General features: G+C 71.4%; 18 protein-coding genes. 10 read left to right on the forward strand and 8 right to left on the reverse strand.

The annotated features are described in order from the left end of the window. The first annotated feature begins 74 nt into the window (after positions 1 to 74). Both BJ982_RS12615 and BJ982_RS12620 read left to right on the forward strand, forming a co-directional pair. A complete protein-coding gene (locus BJ982_RS12615) occupies positions 75 to 242 on the forward strand; it encodes a DUF3117 domain-containing protein (RefSeq protein ID WP_184612174.1) in 168 nt (55 codons plus the stop codon). A gap of 127 nt (positions 243 to 369) precedes the next feature. Further along, positions 370 to 1806 carry a leucyl aminopeptidase gene (locus BJ982_RS12620; protein ID WP_184879795.1) on the forward strand — a complete coding sequence of 479 codons (1437 nt, stop codon included), beginning with the start codon at positions 370 to 372 and terminating at the stop codon, positions 1804 to 1806. Between the two features lie 12 nt (positions 1807 to 1818). Here BJ982_RS12620 and BJ982_RS12625 read toward each other — a convergent pair whose 3' ends face one another. Beyond that, positions 1819 to 2469, reverse strand: a complete 651-nt coding sequence (locus BJ982_RS12625) for an O-methyltransferase (RefSeq protein WP_184879797.1) — start codon at positions 2467 to 2469, stop codon at positions 1819 to 1821. A gap of 280 nt (positions 2470 to 2749) precedes the next feature. On the opposite strand from BJ982_RS12625, the gene sigE reads away from it, so the two are divergent. The 4 genes from sigE (at position 2750) to BJ982_RS12645 (ending at position 6241) form a co-directional block, all read left to right on the forward strand. Beyond that, positions 2750 to 3409, forward strand: coding sequence for an RNA polymerase sigma factor SigE (gene sigE, locus BJ982_RS12630; RefSeq protein WP_184612177.1), 660 nt, complete (start codon positions 2750 to 2752; stop codon positions 3407 to 3409). Further along, positions 3406 to 3930, forward strand: a complete 525-nt coding sequence (locus tag BJ982_RS12635) for an anti-sigma factor (RefSeq protein WP_184879799.1) — start codon at positions 3406 to 3408, stop codon at positions 3928 to 3930. Before sigE ends, BJ982_RS12635 begins: the two co-directional genes overlap by 4 nt. Before the next feature lie 156 nt (positions 3931 to 4086). Then, positions 4087 to 5724, forward strand: a complete 1638-nt coding sequence (locus BJ982_RS12640) for a S1C family serine protease (RefSeq protein ID WP_203959171.1) — start codon at positions 4087 to 4089, stop codon at positions 5722 to 5724. 112 nt (positions 5725 to 5836) lie between these two features. Then, entirely contained in the window at positions 5837 to 6241 is a 405-nt protein-coding gene (locus tag BJ982_RS12645; RefSeq protein WP_184879801.1) for a sec-independent translocase, read from the forward strand. Positions 6242 to 6353: 112 nt separating this feature from the next. Here BJ982_RS12645 and BJ982_RS12650 read toward each other — a convergent pair whose 3' ends face one another. After that, on the reverse strand, positions 6354 to 7499 hold the full coding sequence (locus BJ982_RS12650) for an Mrp/NBP35 family ATP-binding protein (protein WP_184879803.1): 1146 nt from the start codon (positions 7497 to 7499) through the stop codon (positions 6354 to 6356). Positions 7500 to 7621: 122 nt separating this feature from the next. Between BJ982_RS12650 and BJ982_RS12655 the strand changes: the two genes are divergently transcribed. Then, positions 7622 to 8059 carry a MarR family winged helix-turn-helix transcriptional regulator gene (locus tag BJ982_RS12655; RefSeq protein ID WP_184888745.1) on the forward strand — a complete coding sequence of 146 codons (438 nt, stop codon included), beginning with the start codon at positions 7622 to 7624 and terminating at the stop codon, positions 8057 to 8059. Here BJ982_RS12655 and BJ982_RS12660 read toward each other — a convergent pair. After that, on the reverse strand, positions 8056 to 8571 hold the full coding sequence (locus BJ982_RS12660) for a DUF1003 domain-containing protein (protein ID WP_184879805.1): 516 nt from the start codon (positions 8569 to 8571) through the stop codon (positions 8056 to 8058). The genes BJ982_RS12655 and BJ982_RS12660 overlap by 4 nt on opposite strands. Then, the gene (locus BJ982_RS12665; RefSeq protein ID WP_307784643.1) at positions 8568 to 9821 is read right to left on the reverse strand and encodes a magnesium transporter MgtE N-terminal domain-containing protein; all 1254 of its coding nucleotides are present in this window, start codon (positions 9819 to 9821) and stop codon (positions 8568 to 8570) included. The genes BJ982_RS12660 and BJ982_RS12665 overlap by 4 nt, the downstream gene beginning before the upstream one ends. A 154-nt stretch (positions 9822 to 9975) precedes the next feature. Here BJ982_RS12665 and BJ982_RS12670 point away from each other — a divergent pair, with 154 nt between their 5' ends. Further along, positions 9976 to 10995 (forward strand): EamA family transporter, encoded by a 1020-nt coding sequence (locus BJ982_RS12670; RefSeq protein ID WP_184879807.1) that lies wholly within the window; start codon positions 9976 to 9978, stop codon positions 10993 to 10995. Between the two features lie 290 nt (positions 10996 to 11285). On the opposite strand, the gene BJ982_RS12675 is transcribed toward BJ982_RS12670, so the two are convergent. Next, entirely contained in the window at positions 11286 to 11861 is a 576-nt protein-coding gene (locus BJ982_RS12675) for a biotin transporter BioY (protein ID WP_184879809.1), read from the reverse strand. Between the two features lie 169 nt (positions 11862 to 12030). Between BJ982_RS12675 and BJ982_RS12680 the strand changes: the two genes are divergently transcribed. Then, positions 12031 to 12960: an HpcH/HpaI aldolase/citrate lyase family protein gene (locus BJ982_RS12680; protein WP_184879811.1), complete on the forward strand. Its 930-nt coding sequence runs from the start codon at positions 12031 to 12033 to the stop codon at positions 12958 to 12960. A gap of 130 nt (positions 12961 to 13090) precedes the next feature. Here BJ982_RS12680 and BJ982_RS12685 read toward each other — a convergent pair whose 3' ends face one another. The 3 genes from BJ982_RS12685 to BJ982_RS12695 form a co-directional block, all read right to left on the reverse strand. Beyond that, a complete protein-coding gene (locus tag BJ982_RS12685; RefSeq protein ID WP_184879813.1) occupies positions 13091 to 13429 on the reverse strand; it encodes an XRE family transcriptional regulator in 339 nt (112 codons plus the stop codon). Further along, complete coding sequence (locus BJ982_RS39290; protein ID WP_373869655.1) at positions 13426 to 13641, reverse strand: type II toxin-antitoxin system RelE/ParE family toxin; 216 nt, start codon at positions 13639 to 13641, stop codon at positions 13426 to 13428. The genes BJ982_RS12685 and BJ982_RS39290 overlap by 4 nt, the downstream gene beginning before the upstream one ends. A 202-nt stretch (positions 13642 to 13843) precedes the next feature. Beyond that, positions 13844 to 15052: a helix-turn-helix domain-containing protein gene (locus BJ982_RS12695; RefSeq protein WP_184879817.1), complete on the reverse strand. Its 1209-nt coding sequence runs from the start codon at positions 15050 to 15052 to the stop codon at positions 13844 to 13846. Positions 15053 to 15418: 366 nt separating this feature from the next. Between BJ982_RS12695 and BJ982_RS12700 the strand changes: the two genes are divergently transcribed. Next, positions 15419 to 16420, forward strand: a complete 1002-nt coding sequence (locus tag BJ982_RS12700) for a CPBP family intramembrane glutamic endopeptidase (RefSeq protein ID WP_184879819.1) — start codon at positions 15419 to 15421, stop codon at positions 16418 to 16420. The last annotated feature ends 273 nt before the right edge of the window (positions 16421 to 16693 follow it).

Genomic DNA, 16693 nt, shown 5'->3' on the forward strand with positions numbered 1-16693 from the left:
AAAGCGGCGGGCGACCGGTCACGGGGGATCCGTGAGCCGGCATCGCCGAGGCCGAGGCAGGAAGGGATACACGCATGGCGGCGATGAAGCCGCGGACCGGCGACGGTCCGCTGGAGGTCACCAAGGAAGGGCGGGGCATTGTCATGCGGGTCCCTCTGGAGGGTGGCGGCCGGCTTGTCGTCGAACTCTCACCGGACGAGGCCAAAGCCCTTGGCGACGCTCTGAAGAACGTCGTCGGCTGACATACCCCTGACAGAACTCACCGACACAGGCGATTCGACGGCCCCGGCGGCCGGGCCGCGCGCCCCGCGCCGGGGCCGTCGCACATCCGACCGGCCGACCAACCGCACAGGCCGGGGAAGGATCACCATGCCCATCGAGACCTCGCTGAGATTCGCCGGCGCGCCCGCCCACGACGCGGAGCTGCTGGCCGTGCCCTTCGCGGCCGATCTCACCGCCGATGTCGACCTGCCCCTGCCCGCCTCCGCCCTGCTCGCCCATCACGAGGCCAAGGGCGAGCCCGGCGAGATCGTCGAGGTCCCCGTCGGCGACGGGGACACGGTGCGCCGCGTGCTGCTCTACGGCGTCGGCGACGCCGGCCCCCAGGCCCTGCGCCGGGCCGGGGCCCTCCTCGCGCGCCGTGCCCGGGGCCGCCGCGCCCTGGACGTCCGGCTGCCCGCCGAGGCCGGCCCGCGCGCGTGGTCGGCGCTCGCCGAGGGCGCGCTCCTCGCCACCTACGGCCTGCGCGTGGGCGCGAGCCGCGGCAGGCCCGTCGAAGAGATCCGCCTGTCGGGGCCCGAGGAGGCCAGGTCCGCCGTCGAGCGCGCCGAGGTCGTCGCCCGGGCCGTCGCCCTCACCCGCGACCTCGCCAACACGCCGTCCTCGGAGAAGAACCCCGCCTGGCTGGCCGCCCGCGCCGCCGAGGTCGCCGAGGGCTCCGGGCTGGGCGTCCGCATCTGGGAGCCGGACGATCTCGCCGCCGAGGGCTTCGGGGGCATCCTGGCGGTCGGCCAGGGCTCGGTGAGCACTCCCCGCCTGATCAGCCTGTCCTACGAGCCCGACCCCGCCGACCACGACGGCACGCACGTCGTGCTGGCCGGCAAGGGCATCACCTTCGACAGCGGCGGCCTGTCCCTCAAGCCCACCGACGGCATGAAGTTCATGAAGACCGACATGGCGGGCGGCGCGGTCGTGATCTCGGTGCTGGGGGCGCTGCGCGCGCTCGGCGCGCGGAGCAAGGTCACCGGGCTCGTCGCCGCGGCCGAGAACATGCCCTCCGGCTCGGCCCAGCGTCCCGGCGACGTGATCACCCACTACGGCGGCCGCACGGTCGAGGTGCTCAACACCGACGCCGAGGGCCGCCTCGTGCTCGCCGACGCCCTCGCCTACGCCGACGACGTCCTGCGCCCCGACACGATCGTGGACGTCGCCACGCTGACGGGCGCGATCGGCATCGCGCTCGGCCGCGACATCGGCGCCGTCTTCTCCCCGAGCGACGACCTCGCCAAGGAGCTGATCGAGGCCGGCGCCGCCGCCGGCGACCCGCTGTGGCGCATGCCCCTGGTGGAGGAGTACCGGCCCGCCCTGGACTCCACGGTGGCCGACCTGTCCAACATCGACGCGGAGAACACCTACGGCGGCGGCGCGATCACGGCGGCGCTGTTCCTGCGCGAGTTCGCCGGCGGGCGCCGCTGGGCGCACCTGGACATCGCCGGGGTGGCCCGCAGCACGGCCGACGACGGCATCCTCACCAAGGGGGCCACGGGCTTCGGCACGCGCCTGCTGCTGGAGTGGCTGACCTCCTAGGCGGCCCCGCCGTCAGGCGGCGGTCTTGACGGCGGCCAGCAGGCCGTCCCCCAGGGGCAGCATGAGCGCGCGCAGCCGCTCGTCGCCCTTGACCAGCTTGCCCAGTTCGCGGATCGCCACGGTGTCCGGGTCGCGCTGCGCGGGGTCGGCGACCCGGTTGTGCCAGAGTGCGTTGTCGAAGGCGACGATGCCGCCCACGCGCAGCAGTCGCACGGCCTCGGCCAGGTAGTCGCCGTACTCCTGCTTGGCCGCGTCGCAGAAGACCAGGTCGTACCCGCCGTCGGCCAGGCGCGGCAGGACGTCCAGCGCCCGGCCGGCGATCAGGCGCACCCTGCTGCCGGAGAACCCGGCCTCCGCGAACGACTGGCGGGCGAGGCGCTGGTGCTCGGGCTCGACGTCGACGCTGGTCAGCGTGCCGTCCGGGCGCATGCCGCGCAGCAGCCACAGGCCGGAGACGCCGCAGCCCGTGCCGACCTCGACCACGGACCTGGCGTTGATCGCCGTGGCGAGGAAGCTCAGGGCCGCGCCGCCGCCGGGCTGGATCGGGGTGGCCCCGACCTCGGCCCCGCGGCGCCTCGCGCCCCGCAGCACCTCGTCTTCGTGATGGAACTCCTCCGCGTAGGCCAGGGTGGCCTCCACCGGACTCGTCGGCGTCGGGGCCATCGGCCTCTCCCTCCCCGCTTTCGCCGGACGCACGTATTGGTCCACGTATTGGTCGCAGCCTAGGGGAGTCGGGGCCGAACGGGAACTCACGCCACAACGGGTACGTTGCACGCTTTGAACGACCTTTGTTCGAGCGCGTGATCGCGAGTTCGGGGAAGTTCGCGAACGCTGACGAACGTTATGAAGGTCATGACGGGTCGACGCGCAAGGGGGCAGGTCGATGGACACGGTCCGGCTTCGTTCGGCCGTGGGTGCGCATGAAGGGACGAAAGCAGGCACTATGGCTGTAGCGGTGGTCCCGGAGAGAGGAGTACTGGTGGACGACTACCACCAGGCTGAGACTCCCGACGACGCGTTGACGGGGGGAGGCGCCCGGTTGCCGGAGGAGGGGTGGACGCCTCCGACCTGGGAGGAGGTCGTGCGCGCGCATTCGGCGCGCGTTTATCGGCTGGCCTACCGGCTGACCGGCAACGTTCACGACGCCGAGGACCTCACGCAGGAGGTCTTCGTCCGGGTGTTCCGATCGCTGTCCAGTTACACCCCCGGCACGTTCGAGGGGTGGCTGCACCGCATCACGACCAACCTCTTCCTCGACATGGCGCGCCGCCGCCAGCGCATCAGGTTCGAGGGGCTCGGCGACGACGCCGCGGAACGCCTCCGCGGGCGCGAGCCGTCCCCGGCCCAGGTGTTCGACGACGCCCAGCTCGAACCCGACATCCAGGCGGCGCTCGACTCGCTCCAGCCGGAGTTCCGCGCGGCCGTCGTGCTGTGCGACATCGAGGGCCTGTCCTACGAGGAGATCGCGGCGACGCTCGGCGTGAAGCTGGGCACCGTCCGCAGCCGTATCCACCGCGGTCGCAGCCAGTTGCGGGAGGCGCTCGAACACCGGGCGCCGCGCCGTGACGAACTCCCCCCGACCGTTACCAGGGAGGGAGCATGAGCCATCTCGGAGAGCGCGCATCGGCGCTCGTAGACGGTGAACTCGGCCACGCCGAGCGCGAACGGGCGCTGGCGCACCTGACCTTGTGCGCGGACTGCCGCGCCGAGCTCGACTCGATCCGGGCGCTGAAGAGCCGCCTGCGGTCGCTCGACACGCCCGCCGTCCCGGCGGACCTGACCATGTCGCTGCTGCGCATGGCCGAGCCGGGCGGGCCGATCCCGCCGCGGGTCCGCCCGTTTCCCACTACGACCTACACGCTGAGCTCGCCGTCGGACAACAGGCCGCGGCGCGGCGCGGGCTTCTCGGGCCCGGGGCGCTCGCACGGCGGGCGCAGGGCCGGGTACGTCGCCGTCGGCTTCGCCTCGGCGGCCGTGGCGCTCGGCACGCTGTTCATGGTCGGCGGCGCGGGCAGCCGGCCGTCGTCGCCGCCGGTCGAGATGTTCGCCAACCAGCACCGCACCACCCCGCCCGCCGGGTACCTGGCGCCGGGGCGGGTCGACGGCACGTCACGGCAGCCCTGACCTCGGCGGGCGGCGCCGCGCGGCCGTCGTGCCGTCCACGGCGCCGCCGGGCATAGCATCGGGTTGACCCTTGACGGGCGTCGTTTACGACGGTCGTATGCGGTCGGAGAGACAATCTGGCGTAGCCGACGTCGACAGCCCGGGAGTGAGCGTTCGATGACCGACGAGACACGTGCCTACGATGCCGGGGACGTGCCCGCTTCATCCCAGCGCTCCGCCGAGGGACCCGCGCCTGAGGGCGAGACGGGCCCGATGCGCGTGCGTCCGGAGTTCCTGCCCGCCTTCGACCGGCCGTCGGTCGGCCCGGTCTCGGGGCCGGACGCCTTCACCGGGCCGAACCCGTTCGCCCGCTCGGGGGACGATCACCCGTCCGACGCTCCGAACCCGTACGCGGCGCGCGACGCCGACACGCTCGTCCCGTTCGCGGCCGAGTCGCCCGCGGACTCCGCGCGGCGGACGGAGTGGGCGGCGGAGAGCCCGTCCGGCTGGGGTAACCCGTCGGGGCCGGTCCCGCCGTCGCCCTCGGGCCCGTACTCCGGCCCGCCCGGCGGCGGATACCCCGGCGGCCCCGGCGGTCCCTACGGCCCGCCTCCGCCGCGCAACCCGTTCGGCATGGGCCCGGGCTGGGCGCCCCCGCCCGGCGCCCCGCCCGCCGGCGCGGAGCGCCCGCGCGGGCCGAGGACCGGCATGCTCGCCGGCCTGGCCGTCCTGATCGCCCTGGTCGCCTCGACCGCGGGCAGCCTCGGCACCTACCTGCTCACCCGCGGCGGCGACTCCGGCTCCGACCCGTCCTACACGCTCGGCACGCCGACCGGCGCGATCGTCAACCGCGCCCCGGACTCGGTGGCGGGCGTCGCCTCCCGGGTGCTGCCCAGCGTGGTGTCCCTGGACGTGCGGGGCTCCAGCGAGGCGGGCACGGGCTCCGGCTTCCTGATCAAGGGCGGCTACGTCGTCACCAACAACCACGTCGTGGCCGCGGCGGCGGCGCTGAGCGGCACCATCAAGGTCACGTTCAACGACAAGAAGAGCAGCAGCGCCAGGATCGTCGGCCGCGACCCGAGCTCCGACATCGCGGTGGTCAAGCCCGACGACACCTTCGGCGCGCCCGAGATCGCGATCGGCAACTCCGACCGCGTCGTCGTCGGCGACCCGGTCATCGCGATCGGCTCGCCGCTCGGCCTGTCCGGCACGGTCACCACCGGCATCGTCAGCTCGCTGAACCGTCCCGTGACCGCGGGCGGCGAGAGCGGCACGGAGTCGTCCTTCATCAACGCCATCCAGACCGACGCGGCGATCAACCCCGGCAACTCGGGCGGCCCGCTGGTCAACGGCGCGGGCGAGGTGATCGGCGTGAACTCGGCGATCGCCACGCTCGGCAACAGCTCGTTCGGGTCGCAGAGCGGCAGCATCGGCCTCGGGTTCTCCATCCCGATCAACCACGTGCGCCGGGTCGCCGAGGAGCTGATCACCACCGGTACGGCCAAGAAGTCCCGCATCGGCGTCCAGCTCGACCCCGACTACCAGGGCGAGGGCGTGCGCATCGCCCCCGCCCCGCTCCAGGGGCAGGAGCCCGTGGTCCGCGGCGGCCCGGCGGACAAGGCGGGCCTGAAGGCCGGCGACGTGATCATGGAGATCGACGGCCAGCCGGTGAGCGACCAGTCCGAGCTGATCGTCGCGATCCGCAGCAAGGCGCCCGGCGACACGGTGACGCTCAAGTTCCGCAGGGACGGCCGCGACATGACGGCCCGCGTGACGATCGACGCGGTAGCCGTCCCCACCCCTCAGCCGTCGTGATATGGGCACCTCGTATGGTGCCTGTGACCGGACCCTGCCATTAGTCTGGGAGAAGCCGCCGCGGCGATCCCGACGGCGGCCGGCACGGCGTAGTAGAGCCTAGGAGATCACAGTGTTCGGACTCGGGTGGCCTGAGATCTTGGCGCTCGTGGTGATCGCCCTGCTGGTCTTCGGCCCTGAGAAGCTCCCGCAGGCGGCCCAGCAGGCGGGGCGCATGCTGCGCCAGGTACGCCAGATGGCGAACAACGCGCGCAACGACCTGCAGGACAACCTCGGCCCGGAGTTCGCGAACTTCGACCCGACCGACCTGCACCCGAAGAACTTCGTCAGGAAGCACCTGCTGTCCGACATCGAGGAGGAGTGGCAGCGCCCGGTGAACCCGACCGTGGTCACCGCGAGCCCGGCCGGTTCCTCCCCGGACGGCGCGTCCTCGTCGGTCGCCGAGCCGTTCGCGGCGACGGCCACCGCCGAGCTGGCCTATGGCGAGATCCCGCCGTACGACTCCGAGGCCACCTGAGCGGCCCTCGGCCCATGACGTGAGGAAGGGACCCACCCGAAGGTGGGTCCCTTCCCGTATGTCCGGATCCCGGCGCCGCCGTGATGGGCCTGGCCGGGCCTGAGAGGGCCGCTCAGCGGCCCGCGGGGGACAGCCCGAGCTGGAGGCCCTTGAGGCTGCCGGACTTCTTACCGAGGCCCGTGGCGATGCGCCGCAGCTCGGTGGCGGCGGGGGAGTCGGGGTCGGTCAGGACCAGCGGCTTGCCGTTGTCGCCGCCCTCGCGCAGGCGCAGGTCGATCGGGACCTGGCCGAGCAGCGGCACGCGGACGCCGAGCGAGCGGGTCAGCCCGTCGGCGACGCTCTGGCCGCCGCCCTCGCCGAAGACCGCGATGCGCTCGTCGCAGTGCGGGCAGGGCAGCCAGGCCATGTTCTCGATGACGCCGGCGATCTGCTGGTGGGTCTGGGTGGCGATCGACCCCGCGCGCTCGGCGACCTCGGCGGCGGCCTGCTGCGGGGTGGTCACGACGAGGATCTCGGCGCCGGGCATGCGCTGGGCCACCGAGATCGCGATGTCGCCGGTGCCCGGGGGAAGGTCCATGAGGAGGACGTCCAGGTCGCCCCAGTAGACGTCGGCGAGGAACTGGTGGAGCGCGCGGTCGAGCATCGGCCCGCGCCAGACGACGGGGGAGTTGCCGGCGTCGGCGGGCTTGAACATGCCCACGGAGATGACCTTGATGTCATGCGCCACCGGCGGCATGATCATGTCCTCGACCTTGGTGGGACGGTCGCTCACGCCGAGCATGCGCGGGACGGAGTGCCCGTAGATGTCGGCGTCCACCACGCCGACCTTCAACCCCGAGGACGCCATGGCGACGGCCAGGTTGACGGTCACCGAGGACTTGCCCACCCCGCCCTTGCCGCTGGCCACCGCGAACACGCGGGTCAGCGAGCCGGGCTTGGCGAAGGGGATCTCCTTCTCCGGGCCCCGGCCGCCGCGCAGCTTGGTCTGCAGGTTCTTGCGCTGCTCGGTGCTCATGACGTCCAGGTCCACCTGGACGCGGGTGACGCCGTCGAGCTTGGCGACCGCGGCGGTGACGTCGCGGGTGATCGTGTCACGCATGGGGCAGCCGGCGACGGTCAGGTAGACGCCGACCCGCACCACCCCGTCCGGTGAGATGTCGACGCTCTTGACCATGTCAAGGTCGGTGATCGGCCTGCGGATCTCCGGGTCGTTGACCGTCGCGAGCGCAGCCGTCACCACTTCTGGGGTTGGTGCCATGGATCCATGCTACGAACCCAGGGGCGATCCTACGAATCACGGACCCTTGCTTGAGGGTAATGAGACGTCAAGAGTCGGGTGTGTGGCGTTATGCGACCTTCTAGGATGACCGCGTGACGTCCATGACGGCGGAGATCTCTCCGCAGCAGCTCATCGTCTGGCGCATTCTTCAGCGGGCACAGGTCGAGATCACCCGCAGCCTGGAAATCGCGTTGCTGAGCAAGCACGACCTGGCGCCCGCCGCCTACGACGTGCTGTCCCAGCTCTTCGAGTCCCCCGGGCGGCGCCTGCGCATGAACGACCTGGCCGACCGGGTGCTGCTGTCGCGCAGCGGGCTGACGCGCCTGATCGACCGCCTCCAGCGTGAGGGCCTGGTGGAGCGCGAGGCGTGCGCGAGCGACGCGCGCGGCCTGTACGCGGTGCTGACGACGGCGGGCGAGGAACGGCTCTCCGAGGCGACCCCGACGTACATGCGCGCCGTCCGCGGGCGCTTCCTGGGGCTGCTGGACGACGAGGAACTGCGCCAGTGCGCCGCGATGCTCGCCAAGCTCTTCCCTTAGGGCTTCTGCGCCTCCCCGGACCCCGCGCCCTGAGGCCCGCGCCCGTCCGGCGAGGCGCCCACCTCCTCGATCAGACGCTCCAGCTCGCTCCTGAGGTAGTCACGGGTGGCCAGCTCGCCGAGTCCCATGCGCAGCCCGGCGATCTCCCGGGTCAGGTACTCCACCTCGGCCTGGTTGCGCTCGCCGGCCGTCCTGTCCTGCTCGCCCTGCACGCGGTCGCGGTCGGCCTGGCGGTTCTGCGCGAGCAGGATCAGCGGCGCGGCGTAGGAGGCCTGCAGCGAGAGCAGCAGGGTCAGGAAGATGAACGGGTAGGGGTCGAAGATCAGCCCGTCCGGGGCCACGCTGTTCCACAGCAGCCACACCGTGATGAACACCGTCATGTACGCCAGGAACCGCGCGGTCCCCAGGAACCGGGCGAACCTCTCGGAGAACCGCCCCAGCGCCTCGGCGTCGTAGTGGGGGCGGATGCCGCGGCGGACCCCCCTCGGCTGGTCGAGACGGTCGGTCGTCACCGCTCACCACCGTCCACCTCCGGCGTCTGCTCGTCCCGCTCGCGCCAGTCCGCGGGCAGCAGGTGGTCCAGCACGTCGTCCACGGTCACGGCGCCGAGCAGCCGCCCGAGCTCGTCCACCACCGCGACGGCGACCAGGTTGTAGAACGCCAGGTACGACGTCACCTCGCGCAGGGGCATGTCGGGGCGTATGGGATCGACGCTGTTGTCCACGGCGGTGCCGAGCAGCGCGGACGGCGGGTCGCGCAGCAGGCGCTGGAAGTGCGCCACGCCCAGGTACCTGCCGGTCGGCGTCTCGATCGGCGACCGGGTGACGTACACCTGGGCGGCGACGGCGGGGGTGAACTCCTGGCGGCGGACCTGGGCGAGCGCCTCGGCGATCGTGGCGTGCGGCGGCAGCACGATCGGCACGCTGGTCATCATGCCGCCCGCGGTGTTCTCGGCGTAGGTCAGCAGGCGCAGCACCGGGGCGGCCTCGCGGGGCTCCATGCGGGACAGCAGCGCCTGGGCCTGGGCGGGCGGCAGGTCCTGGAGCAGGTCGGCGGCGTCGTCGGGGTCCATGGCGGCGAGGACGTCGGAGGCCCGCTCGGCGTCGAGGCGGCCGAGGATGCCGATCTGGTCGCGTTCGGGCAGTTCCTCCAGCACGTCGGCGAGCCGGTCGTCCTGCAGCGCGGAGGCCACCTCGGCCCTGCGCTTGTCGGGCAGGTGGCGCAGGGCGTTGGCGAGGTCGGCGGGGCGGGTCTCCTCGAAGGCGGCCAGCAGGCCCGCGGCGCCCTGGTCGTCCTGCACGGCGCCGAACCCCTTGACGTCCGCCCAGTCCACGATCAGGGTCTCGCCGCGCCGCCGCCGCAGGCCGCGCCCGGCCGCGCCGCGCAGCACCGCCACCTTGGTGATCAGCCACTCGCCGCTTCTGACCTGCTCCATGGCCAGGTCCAGGACGATCACCTTCTCGCCGCCCACCTCGACGGACAGGTCGAGCAGCTCGCCGAGGGCCAGCGACTCGGTCGCGTGCTTCTCGAACCGCCGCATGTTGATCGTGCCCGTGAAGATCACCGCGTCGGCCTCGACGCCGCGGACCCGCGTGACGGGCAGGAACACGCGGCGGCGCGGCTGGACCTCGACGACGAGGCCGTGCACGCGCGGAGGGTCGGCGGGGCGCATGGCCACCACGACGTCGCGGATGCGCCCGAGCTGGTCGCCCGCCGGGTCGAACACCGGGGTTCCGGCGAGCCGGGCGACGAAGATCCTCACTACCGCAGCGTACGAGGTCAGAGGGGGTGAGCCGTGCCCCGCCCCCGTAAAAGCCCTCTCAACCGTCTCGGCACCCGGATATGCCTTGATGCCGTCGGCCGCCCCGTGACAGGATCAAAAGGACCTTACGCTCATTACGGGGAGGGCTTGGCTGATGAGAGGCGCGGCGCTGGGGATTGCCGTCCTGTCCGCCTGGACTTTCGGGTTCTCCGGCTCCATGGCCAAGTTCCTCGGGGCGGGCGGCCTCACTCCACTGCAGGCCGTCTGGGTGCGCATGGCGGGGGCCGCGATCCTGCTGCTGGCGATCCTCGCCGTCTTCCGCCCGAGGTCCCTGCGCGTCCCCCGGGGCAGGCTCGGCTTCTACGCCGCCTACGGGCTCGTCGCCGTCGCCGGGGTGCAGGCCCTGTTCTTCGTCGCCATCACCCGCCTGCCGGTCGGCGTGGCCCTCCTGCTGGAGTACACCTCACCGGTCCTGGTGGTGTTCTGGGTGCGGTTCGTCCGCGGCGTGCGGCTGCCGCGCTCGGCGTACGCCGGGGCGGTGATCGTGCTCGTGGGGCTCGGCGTGGTGGTCGAGGTCTGGCGCGGGTTCGCCCTGGACGGCGTCGGGCTGCTGCTCGGCCTCGTCGCCGCCGCCTGCTGCGCCGGCTACTTCCTCATGAGCGACGGCACCGGCGGCGAGGTGGACCCGCTCGGCCTCATCGCCTGGGGCCTGGCCGGCGCCGCCGTGGTGCTCGCGCCGCTGTCCCGGCCGTGGGAGATCCCCTGGAGCGCGTTCGGGTCGGCGGCCACGCTCGGCGGGCACACGCTGCCCGTGTACGTCGCCGCCCTGTGGCTCATCGCCGTGGCCACCGTGCTCGCCTACATCACCGGCGTCACCGCCGTGCGCCGCCTGTCGGCCGCCGTCGGCGCCACCGTGGCGTCCCTGGAGGTCGTCACCGGCGCGGTGATCGCGTGGATCCTGGTGGGCGAACACCTCGGCGCGGCGCAGATCGCCGGGGGAGCCGTCGTGCTCGCCGGGGCCCTGCTGGCTCAGACCGCCACGTCGGGGGCCAGCCGGACCACCGAGGAGCCCGCGGCCCAGCGGGAGGCCAGCCCCGCCGCGTCGGGCGCGTTCAGCCGCTCCTTCGCCAGCGCCGCGATGGCCCCGGCGTCCCCCTCCGAGGGCGACGACTGATCGACCACGCGGACGCGGGCCTCGAACGCCACCAGCCGGGCGCCGTTGTCCTTGCTGCGCAGCGTCACCGTGACCCGCGCGGCGTCCACCAGACCGGGGAGCGCCTGCTCGCCGCCGCCGGTGACTACGTAGAGCGCGCCGTCGTGCCACACGTGCCAGGCCAGCCGGTCGCCCGCCGGCAGCGAGATCCACAGCACGCTCGACTTCTTCGCGGCTTCTTCGATCAGCGAGAGGCTCACACCAGCAATGTACGGCGGCCGGCGCCCGGCCGTGGCCGGGCGCCGTGAAGATCAGCGGTCGAGCAGCTTCCAGGCGCCGGGCAGCAGCGCCGCCGCGGCGAGCACCTTGAGCCCGTCCCCGATCAGGAACGGCACCACGCCCGCGTCGAAGGCCGCGGGCAGGTCCATCGACCTGGCGACCATGAGCCACGGGACGCCGATCGCGTAGATGAGCACGGTGCTGAAGGTCATCGTGGCGACCGTGCGCAGCGGCGTGCGGTCCCCGCCCCTGCGGGAGAGGGCCCCGGCGACCGAGGCCGCGAGGATGAACCCGACGACGTATCCGAGCGTCGCGTTGCCGCCGTTCGGCGCGAACCACGGCACGCCGAGCTGCCCGATCACCAGGTACAGCGCCATGGCGGCGAACGCGCGCGGCAGGCCGAGCGCCGCGCCGGACAGCAGCACGGCGAAGGTCTGGAGCGTCAGCGGCACCGGGGTTCCCGGCAGGGGAATGCTGACCTGCGCGGCCACGCCGACGAGCCCGGCGGCGCCCACGACCAGCGCGATGTCCCTGACCAGCTTGCTGGGGACGGCGGGGACGAGGTCGGACAGTACGGCGGGTCGAACCGCCACAGATGCATCGCTCATTGTCTTACTCCCTCTAGATCCCTTTACCGATGCTTGGTCTCTATTGTCGGGAAGGTCGGTTCCGAAAGCCGTACGAGATCCCCGCCAAGAACCGGCGCTCCCCTTTGTGACGCCCCCACAGGCACCCCGCGAGCCCGGCAGGACCGCTCCGAGGGCTACGGTGGTGCGCATGCGCTCCCGACGTTCCTGCCTCGCCGTGCCCGGCAGCAACCCCCGCTTCCTGGAGAAGGCGCAGGGACTGCCCGCCGACGAGGTGTTCCTCGACCTGGAGGACTCCGTCGCCCCCCAGGCCAAGGAAGAGGCCAGGAAGAACGTCGCCGCCGCGCTGCGCACCGGCGACTGGACCGGCAGGACCGTCGCCGTCCGGGTCAACGACCTGTCGACCATGTGGACGTACCGCGACGTCATCGAGGTCGTCGAGGCGGCCGGCGACGCCCTCGACTGCGTCATGTTGCCCAAGGTGAGCGACGCCGGCCAGGTCGCCTGGCTGGACACCCTCCTCACCCAGATCGAGAAGGCCACGGGCCTGCCCGCCGGGCGCATCGGCATCGAGGCCCAGATCGAGGACGCGCGCGGCCTGGTCGCCGTCGACGCCATCGCCGCCGCCTCGCCCCGCCTGGAGACCCTGGTGTTCGGCCCCGCCGACTTCATGGCGTCCATCAACATGAAGACCCTCGTCGTCGGCCAGCAGCCCCCCGGCTACACCGAGGGCGACGCCTACCACTACGTGCTCATGCGCATCCTCATGGCCGCCAGAGCGAACGACCTCCAGGCCATCGACGGCCCCTACCTCCAGATCAAGGACCTCGACGGCTTCACCAAGGTCGCCCGCAGATCCGCCGCCCTCGGCTTCGACGGCAAATGGGTCCTCCACCCGACCCAGATCGACACCGCCAACGAGATCTACTCCCCGTCCCAGGCCGACTACGACCACGCCGAGGCGATCCTGGAGGCCTACGACCACGCCACCACAGTGGAACGCCGCGGCGCCGTCATGCTCGGCACCGAAATGATCGACGAAGCCAGCCGCAAAATGGCCGAAGTAATAGCCACCAAAGGCCGCGCCGCCGGCCTCACCCGCACCCACCCCACCTCCTGATCGCGCCCGTCCATGCCGTAAAGGCCGGGATCACGGTCGCGTACTGGTGTGTGGCGGCGGGCGGTCGCCGGTGCGGGCCATGTGGCCCGTATCGAAAAATCGGCGGCTGCCTGTGAACATGGATCCGCGCTCAGGCAAGCCGATATTCCGTGTCTCCGAAGTCGGCTACCACCCGCAACTTGCCGCCGAGTGCTTCCACATAGGAGCGGAGAGTTGACACTTCGGCCCGGTCGACCTCGCCGTGCTCGATCGCGGATACGCGAGGAGCGGAAACACCCATTGATACGGCGACGTCCCGCTGCGTCAAGGACTGCTCCTGTCGGATCTCTGCGAGCCTGTGCCCACGCGTCTCGGCGATCAACCGATCCATCGCCGCCCGCTTCTGCTCAGGTGACCTTACCGGCAGCCCCGCGGCCTCACGGCGCTCATGGACCTTGCGCTTGGTCTCCTCCCAGCCAACAGTGGTCACTTGTACTCCCTGGTCTCTAGCTCGCCAAGATGAGCCTGGTAACGCTTCTCGGCGAGCGGGATATTAACGTCGTACCAGCTCTGCCAGTTCCCCGTTTTGTCTCCTGCGACCAACAACACCGCGCGGCGTACCGGGTCGAAGGCGAACGCCGATGGGGTGTGGGCGCCGTCGTACACCGTGAGCGCGAGAGCGACGCCGCGCTTCGACGGCAAACGGTCCTCGCCTCCGGGCCCTGGGGGCCCTCCGGCTCGGGCTGTGTTTTCCCAGGGGGCTCCGCCCCCCTCGCCCCCCGATGAGGGGCTGCCGCCCCTCATACTCCCCGCTCATCACGTCGCCCCGGTCTCGTCCGAAACAGCCTCCCAGGAAAGGCAGGGCCCGCTTATCCGGATGCCGTACGAGGTCGCGACGTGAGAATCAGTGCGCAACGCCCATGCGAGAGGCCATACCTCGTAGCTCGCGGTCGAGGCTTGCTCCCTTGCCCTGCTCGAGCATGACGGCGACCGTCTCCTTGACCTTGACGTCGTTACGAATCTTGTGTGGTGCGACGCGCTCCGCGCGAAGCAGCCACTGCACGGCCTCGCCCCTGGTACGCCGCTCACGGGCCAGCGCTCTGCCGATGTCGGCGAGGAACGCGGAATGCCGTCCACTCCGAGCCGCAAGCCTTCGCTCATCGACGTGGCGAGCCAGGTTCAGAACGGTGCCACCGGACTCCCCACGCTCGACCGCCAGGGCGATCCGCCACACCGCGACATTGGAGACGGAGAACGCGCCCCAGTTTTCGCCAGGGGTGTCGGGAATCCGGCGGGCCAGTTGGTCAGCCTGCGCAAGCCAGTGATCGGCACGGCCAGCATTATGGGCCACGGTCGCGGCCAGAGCGCTCGCGAGCGTGAGCATTCCCAGGACTTGAATCCCGAGGCCGTCGGCAACCTGAGGTTGCAGCGCCTCGGCCGCGGTCTCGGCTGTGCGCAGCTTCACCTGCCACGAGGTCGTCGGCAAAGTATGAACCCGTAGGGAAGCCGCCTTGCCCAGGCTGATGGGATCTCCGAGCGTTCTCGCGACCTCGGAGGCACGCATGGCGGCGATGGATGCGAGATCCCCGTATCCAAGATCCTTAGGGACGAAGGTGGCGGTCTGGAAAGCGTCGATCAGGGTGGAGAGTGCGAGACGGTATGCGGCCTCGTCGACAGGTGCGCACGCGTGTACGTGCAGCTCGTCGATCAGCCCGGGCAGCATTCGGCCGACGTCCGTGAACTTGTGTTCACTCCGGTCGATGCGGGCCATCTCCGCAACCAACTCGGTCAGAGGGCGCGCGTCGGCGACGGCGGGTGCGGTGAGTGTGTTCGTCAACAGAGCGGCGCGGAGGTTGGGGATGGTGATATGCGGCTCCGCCTGTACAAGATCGGCGGACAGGTACGCCCCTCCGGTCAGGTCCGCCTCGCTGACCCGTAGGGCTGCCGCCAGGGCGGCGATATGGGAACGGCGATCGAGAGTTCGCAGCCCGCGCTCGGCCATGGAGAGGAAGCCGGTACTCAGCCCGGCTTGTCCCGCTACCTGAGCGAGGGTCATACGACGCCAGCGGCGCAGGGTCCGCAGCCTGGCCCCGATCGTAGCTTCGTCGCCCATGAAGCCCTGACCTCCTGAAGCCGCAGGGACTTCAGGCTACGCGGGCGGTCCTTGTCTGTGCAGCCGTATGAAGAGAGGCCATAGACCTTCTGCTCTTCGTCTCGATCAGGCTTACGGAAATAGTGTCATTTCGCCGATAGAACACGTCGCGGTGGGGTTATAGAGCGGGGAGTTCAAGGGGCGGCAGCCCCTCGTCGGGGGGGCGAGGGGGGCGGAGCCCCCTGGGAAAACACAGCCCGAGCCGGAGGGCCCCCGGGGCCCGGAGGTGAGGACCTTGTCTGGAGGTGAGGGCCTATACCGGGGCGTCGTTACGGAGCCGGTACGGGGCGATCGCTGGGGCTGGGGGTGGGTGGGGAGAATGGGGATATGTACGATCCGTCGCAGCAGCGTCCGCCGGCGGGGGAGCCGGGGGGTGGGGCCTATTTCCCTGGGCCTCCGCCGTGGCAGGCGCCGCCGGGGCCGGAGCCGTGGGCCGTGCCGGTGGCGCCGGGGACGCGGTACGACCACATGGCGCGGACGCCGGTGAACCGGTGGTGGCGTCCGCTGGTGGGCACGGTGGTGATCGCGGCGGCGTTCGTCGGCGTGGCGGTCGTGGTGCTGCTGGGCGGGACGATCGTGGCCCAGCTCTCCGGTGTCCCGATGCTCGTGGACGGCGCCACGTTCGGGGACCCGGTGCTCGAACTGTCGGTGATGCTGCTGTCGATCGCGCTGGTGCTGCCGTTCGTGTTCGGGGCGGCGTGGCTGGTGCAGCGGCGCCCGCCGGGGACGCTGTCGTCGGTGGCGGGCCGGTTGCGGTGGGGGTGGCTGCTGATCTGCCTCCTCGTGGCGCTGGGGGCGGTGATCCTGGGGCAGGTCGCCATGGCGCTGACCTACGCCGCCACGGGCGAGGGCGTGGGGGAGCTGTTCGGCTGGGTGGGCTGGGAGCGGTTCCTGCCCGCGCTGCTCGTGGTCGTCGTGCTGGTGCCGTTCCAGGCGGCGACCGAGGAGTACGTCTTCCGCGGCTGGGTGCTGCAAGGGTTCGGCGCGTACTTCAGGAACCCGTGGCCGGGCATCCTGCTCGGCGCGGCGATGTTCACCTCGCTGCACGCCTACACGGACTGGGGCATCGTGGACGTCTTCAGCTTCGGCGTGCTGATGGGCTGGATGGCGGTGCGCACCGGCGGCCTGGAGGCGCCGATCGCGCTGCACGTCGTCAACAACGTGGTGAGCTTCCTGCCCCCTGCGGCGTCCGGCGACCTGGGGGACGCGCTGCGGCAGGGCACGGTGCCGTGGCAGGCGATCTCCGGGACCGTGGTCCAGTTGGGTTTCTTCGCCGTCGTGACCCTAATAATCGCCCATAAACGGGCAATTCAGACGGTCTCTAGATAAATCTGACTAGAGAGGTCTCGCCAGAACGCCCATTCTCGTGATGCCCTGGAAAGGTACGCGGGCCGGCGGGCGGCCCCACGGGGAGGTGCGTGCTGACGGCGAGGGTTGGCGGCGACGGTTTCCATGATGTCGCGTGGTCATGTGATCACGGAGCATGGCCCGGGTATCGGTACGATCGCACGTGATCTGTTGGCGACGCGATACATATGCCGGGCTTCAGTGGAACGGTCCGGAATCACCGCCTTCAAACTGGGTTAGGCTGCCGACGAGGAG

Source organism: Sphaerisporangium siamense (genome assembly GCF_014205275.1).
Lineage (GTDB): Bacteria > Actinomycetota > Actinomycetes > Streptosporangiales > Streptosporangiaceae > Sphaerisporangium > Sphaerisporangium siamense.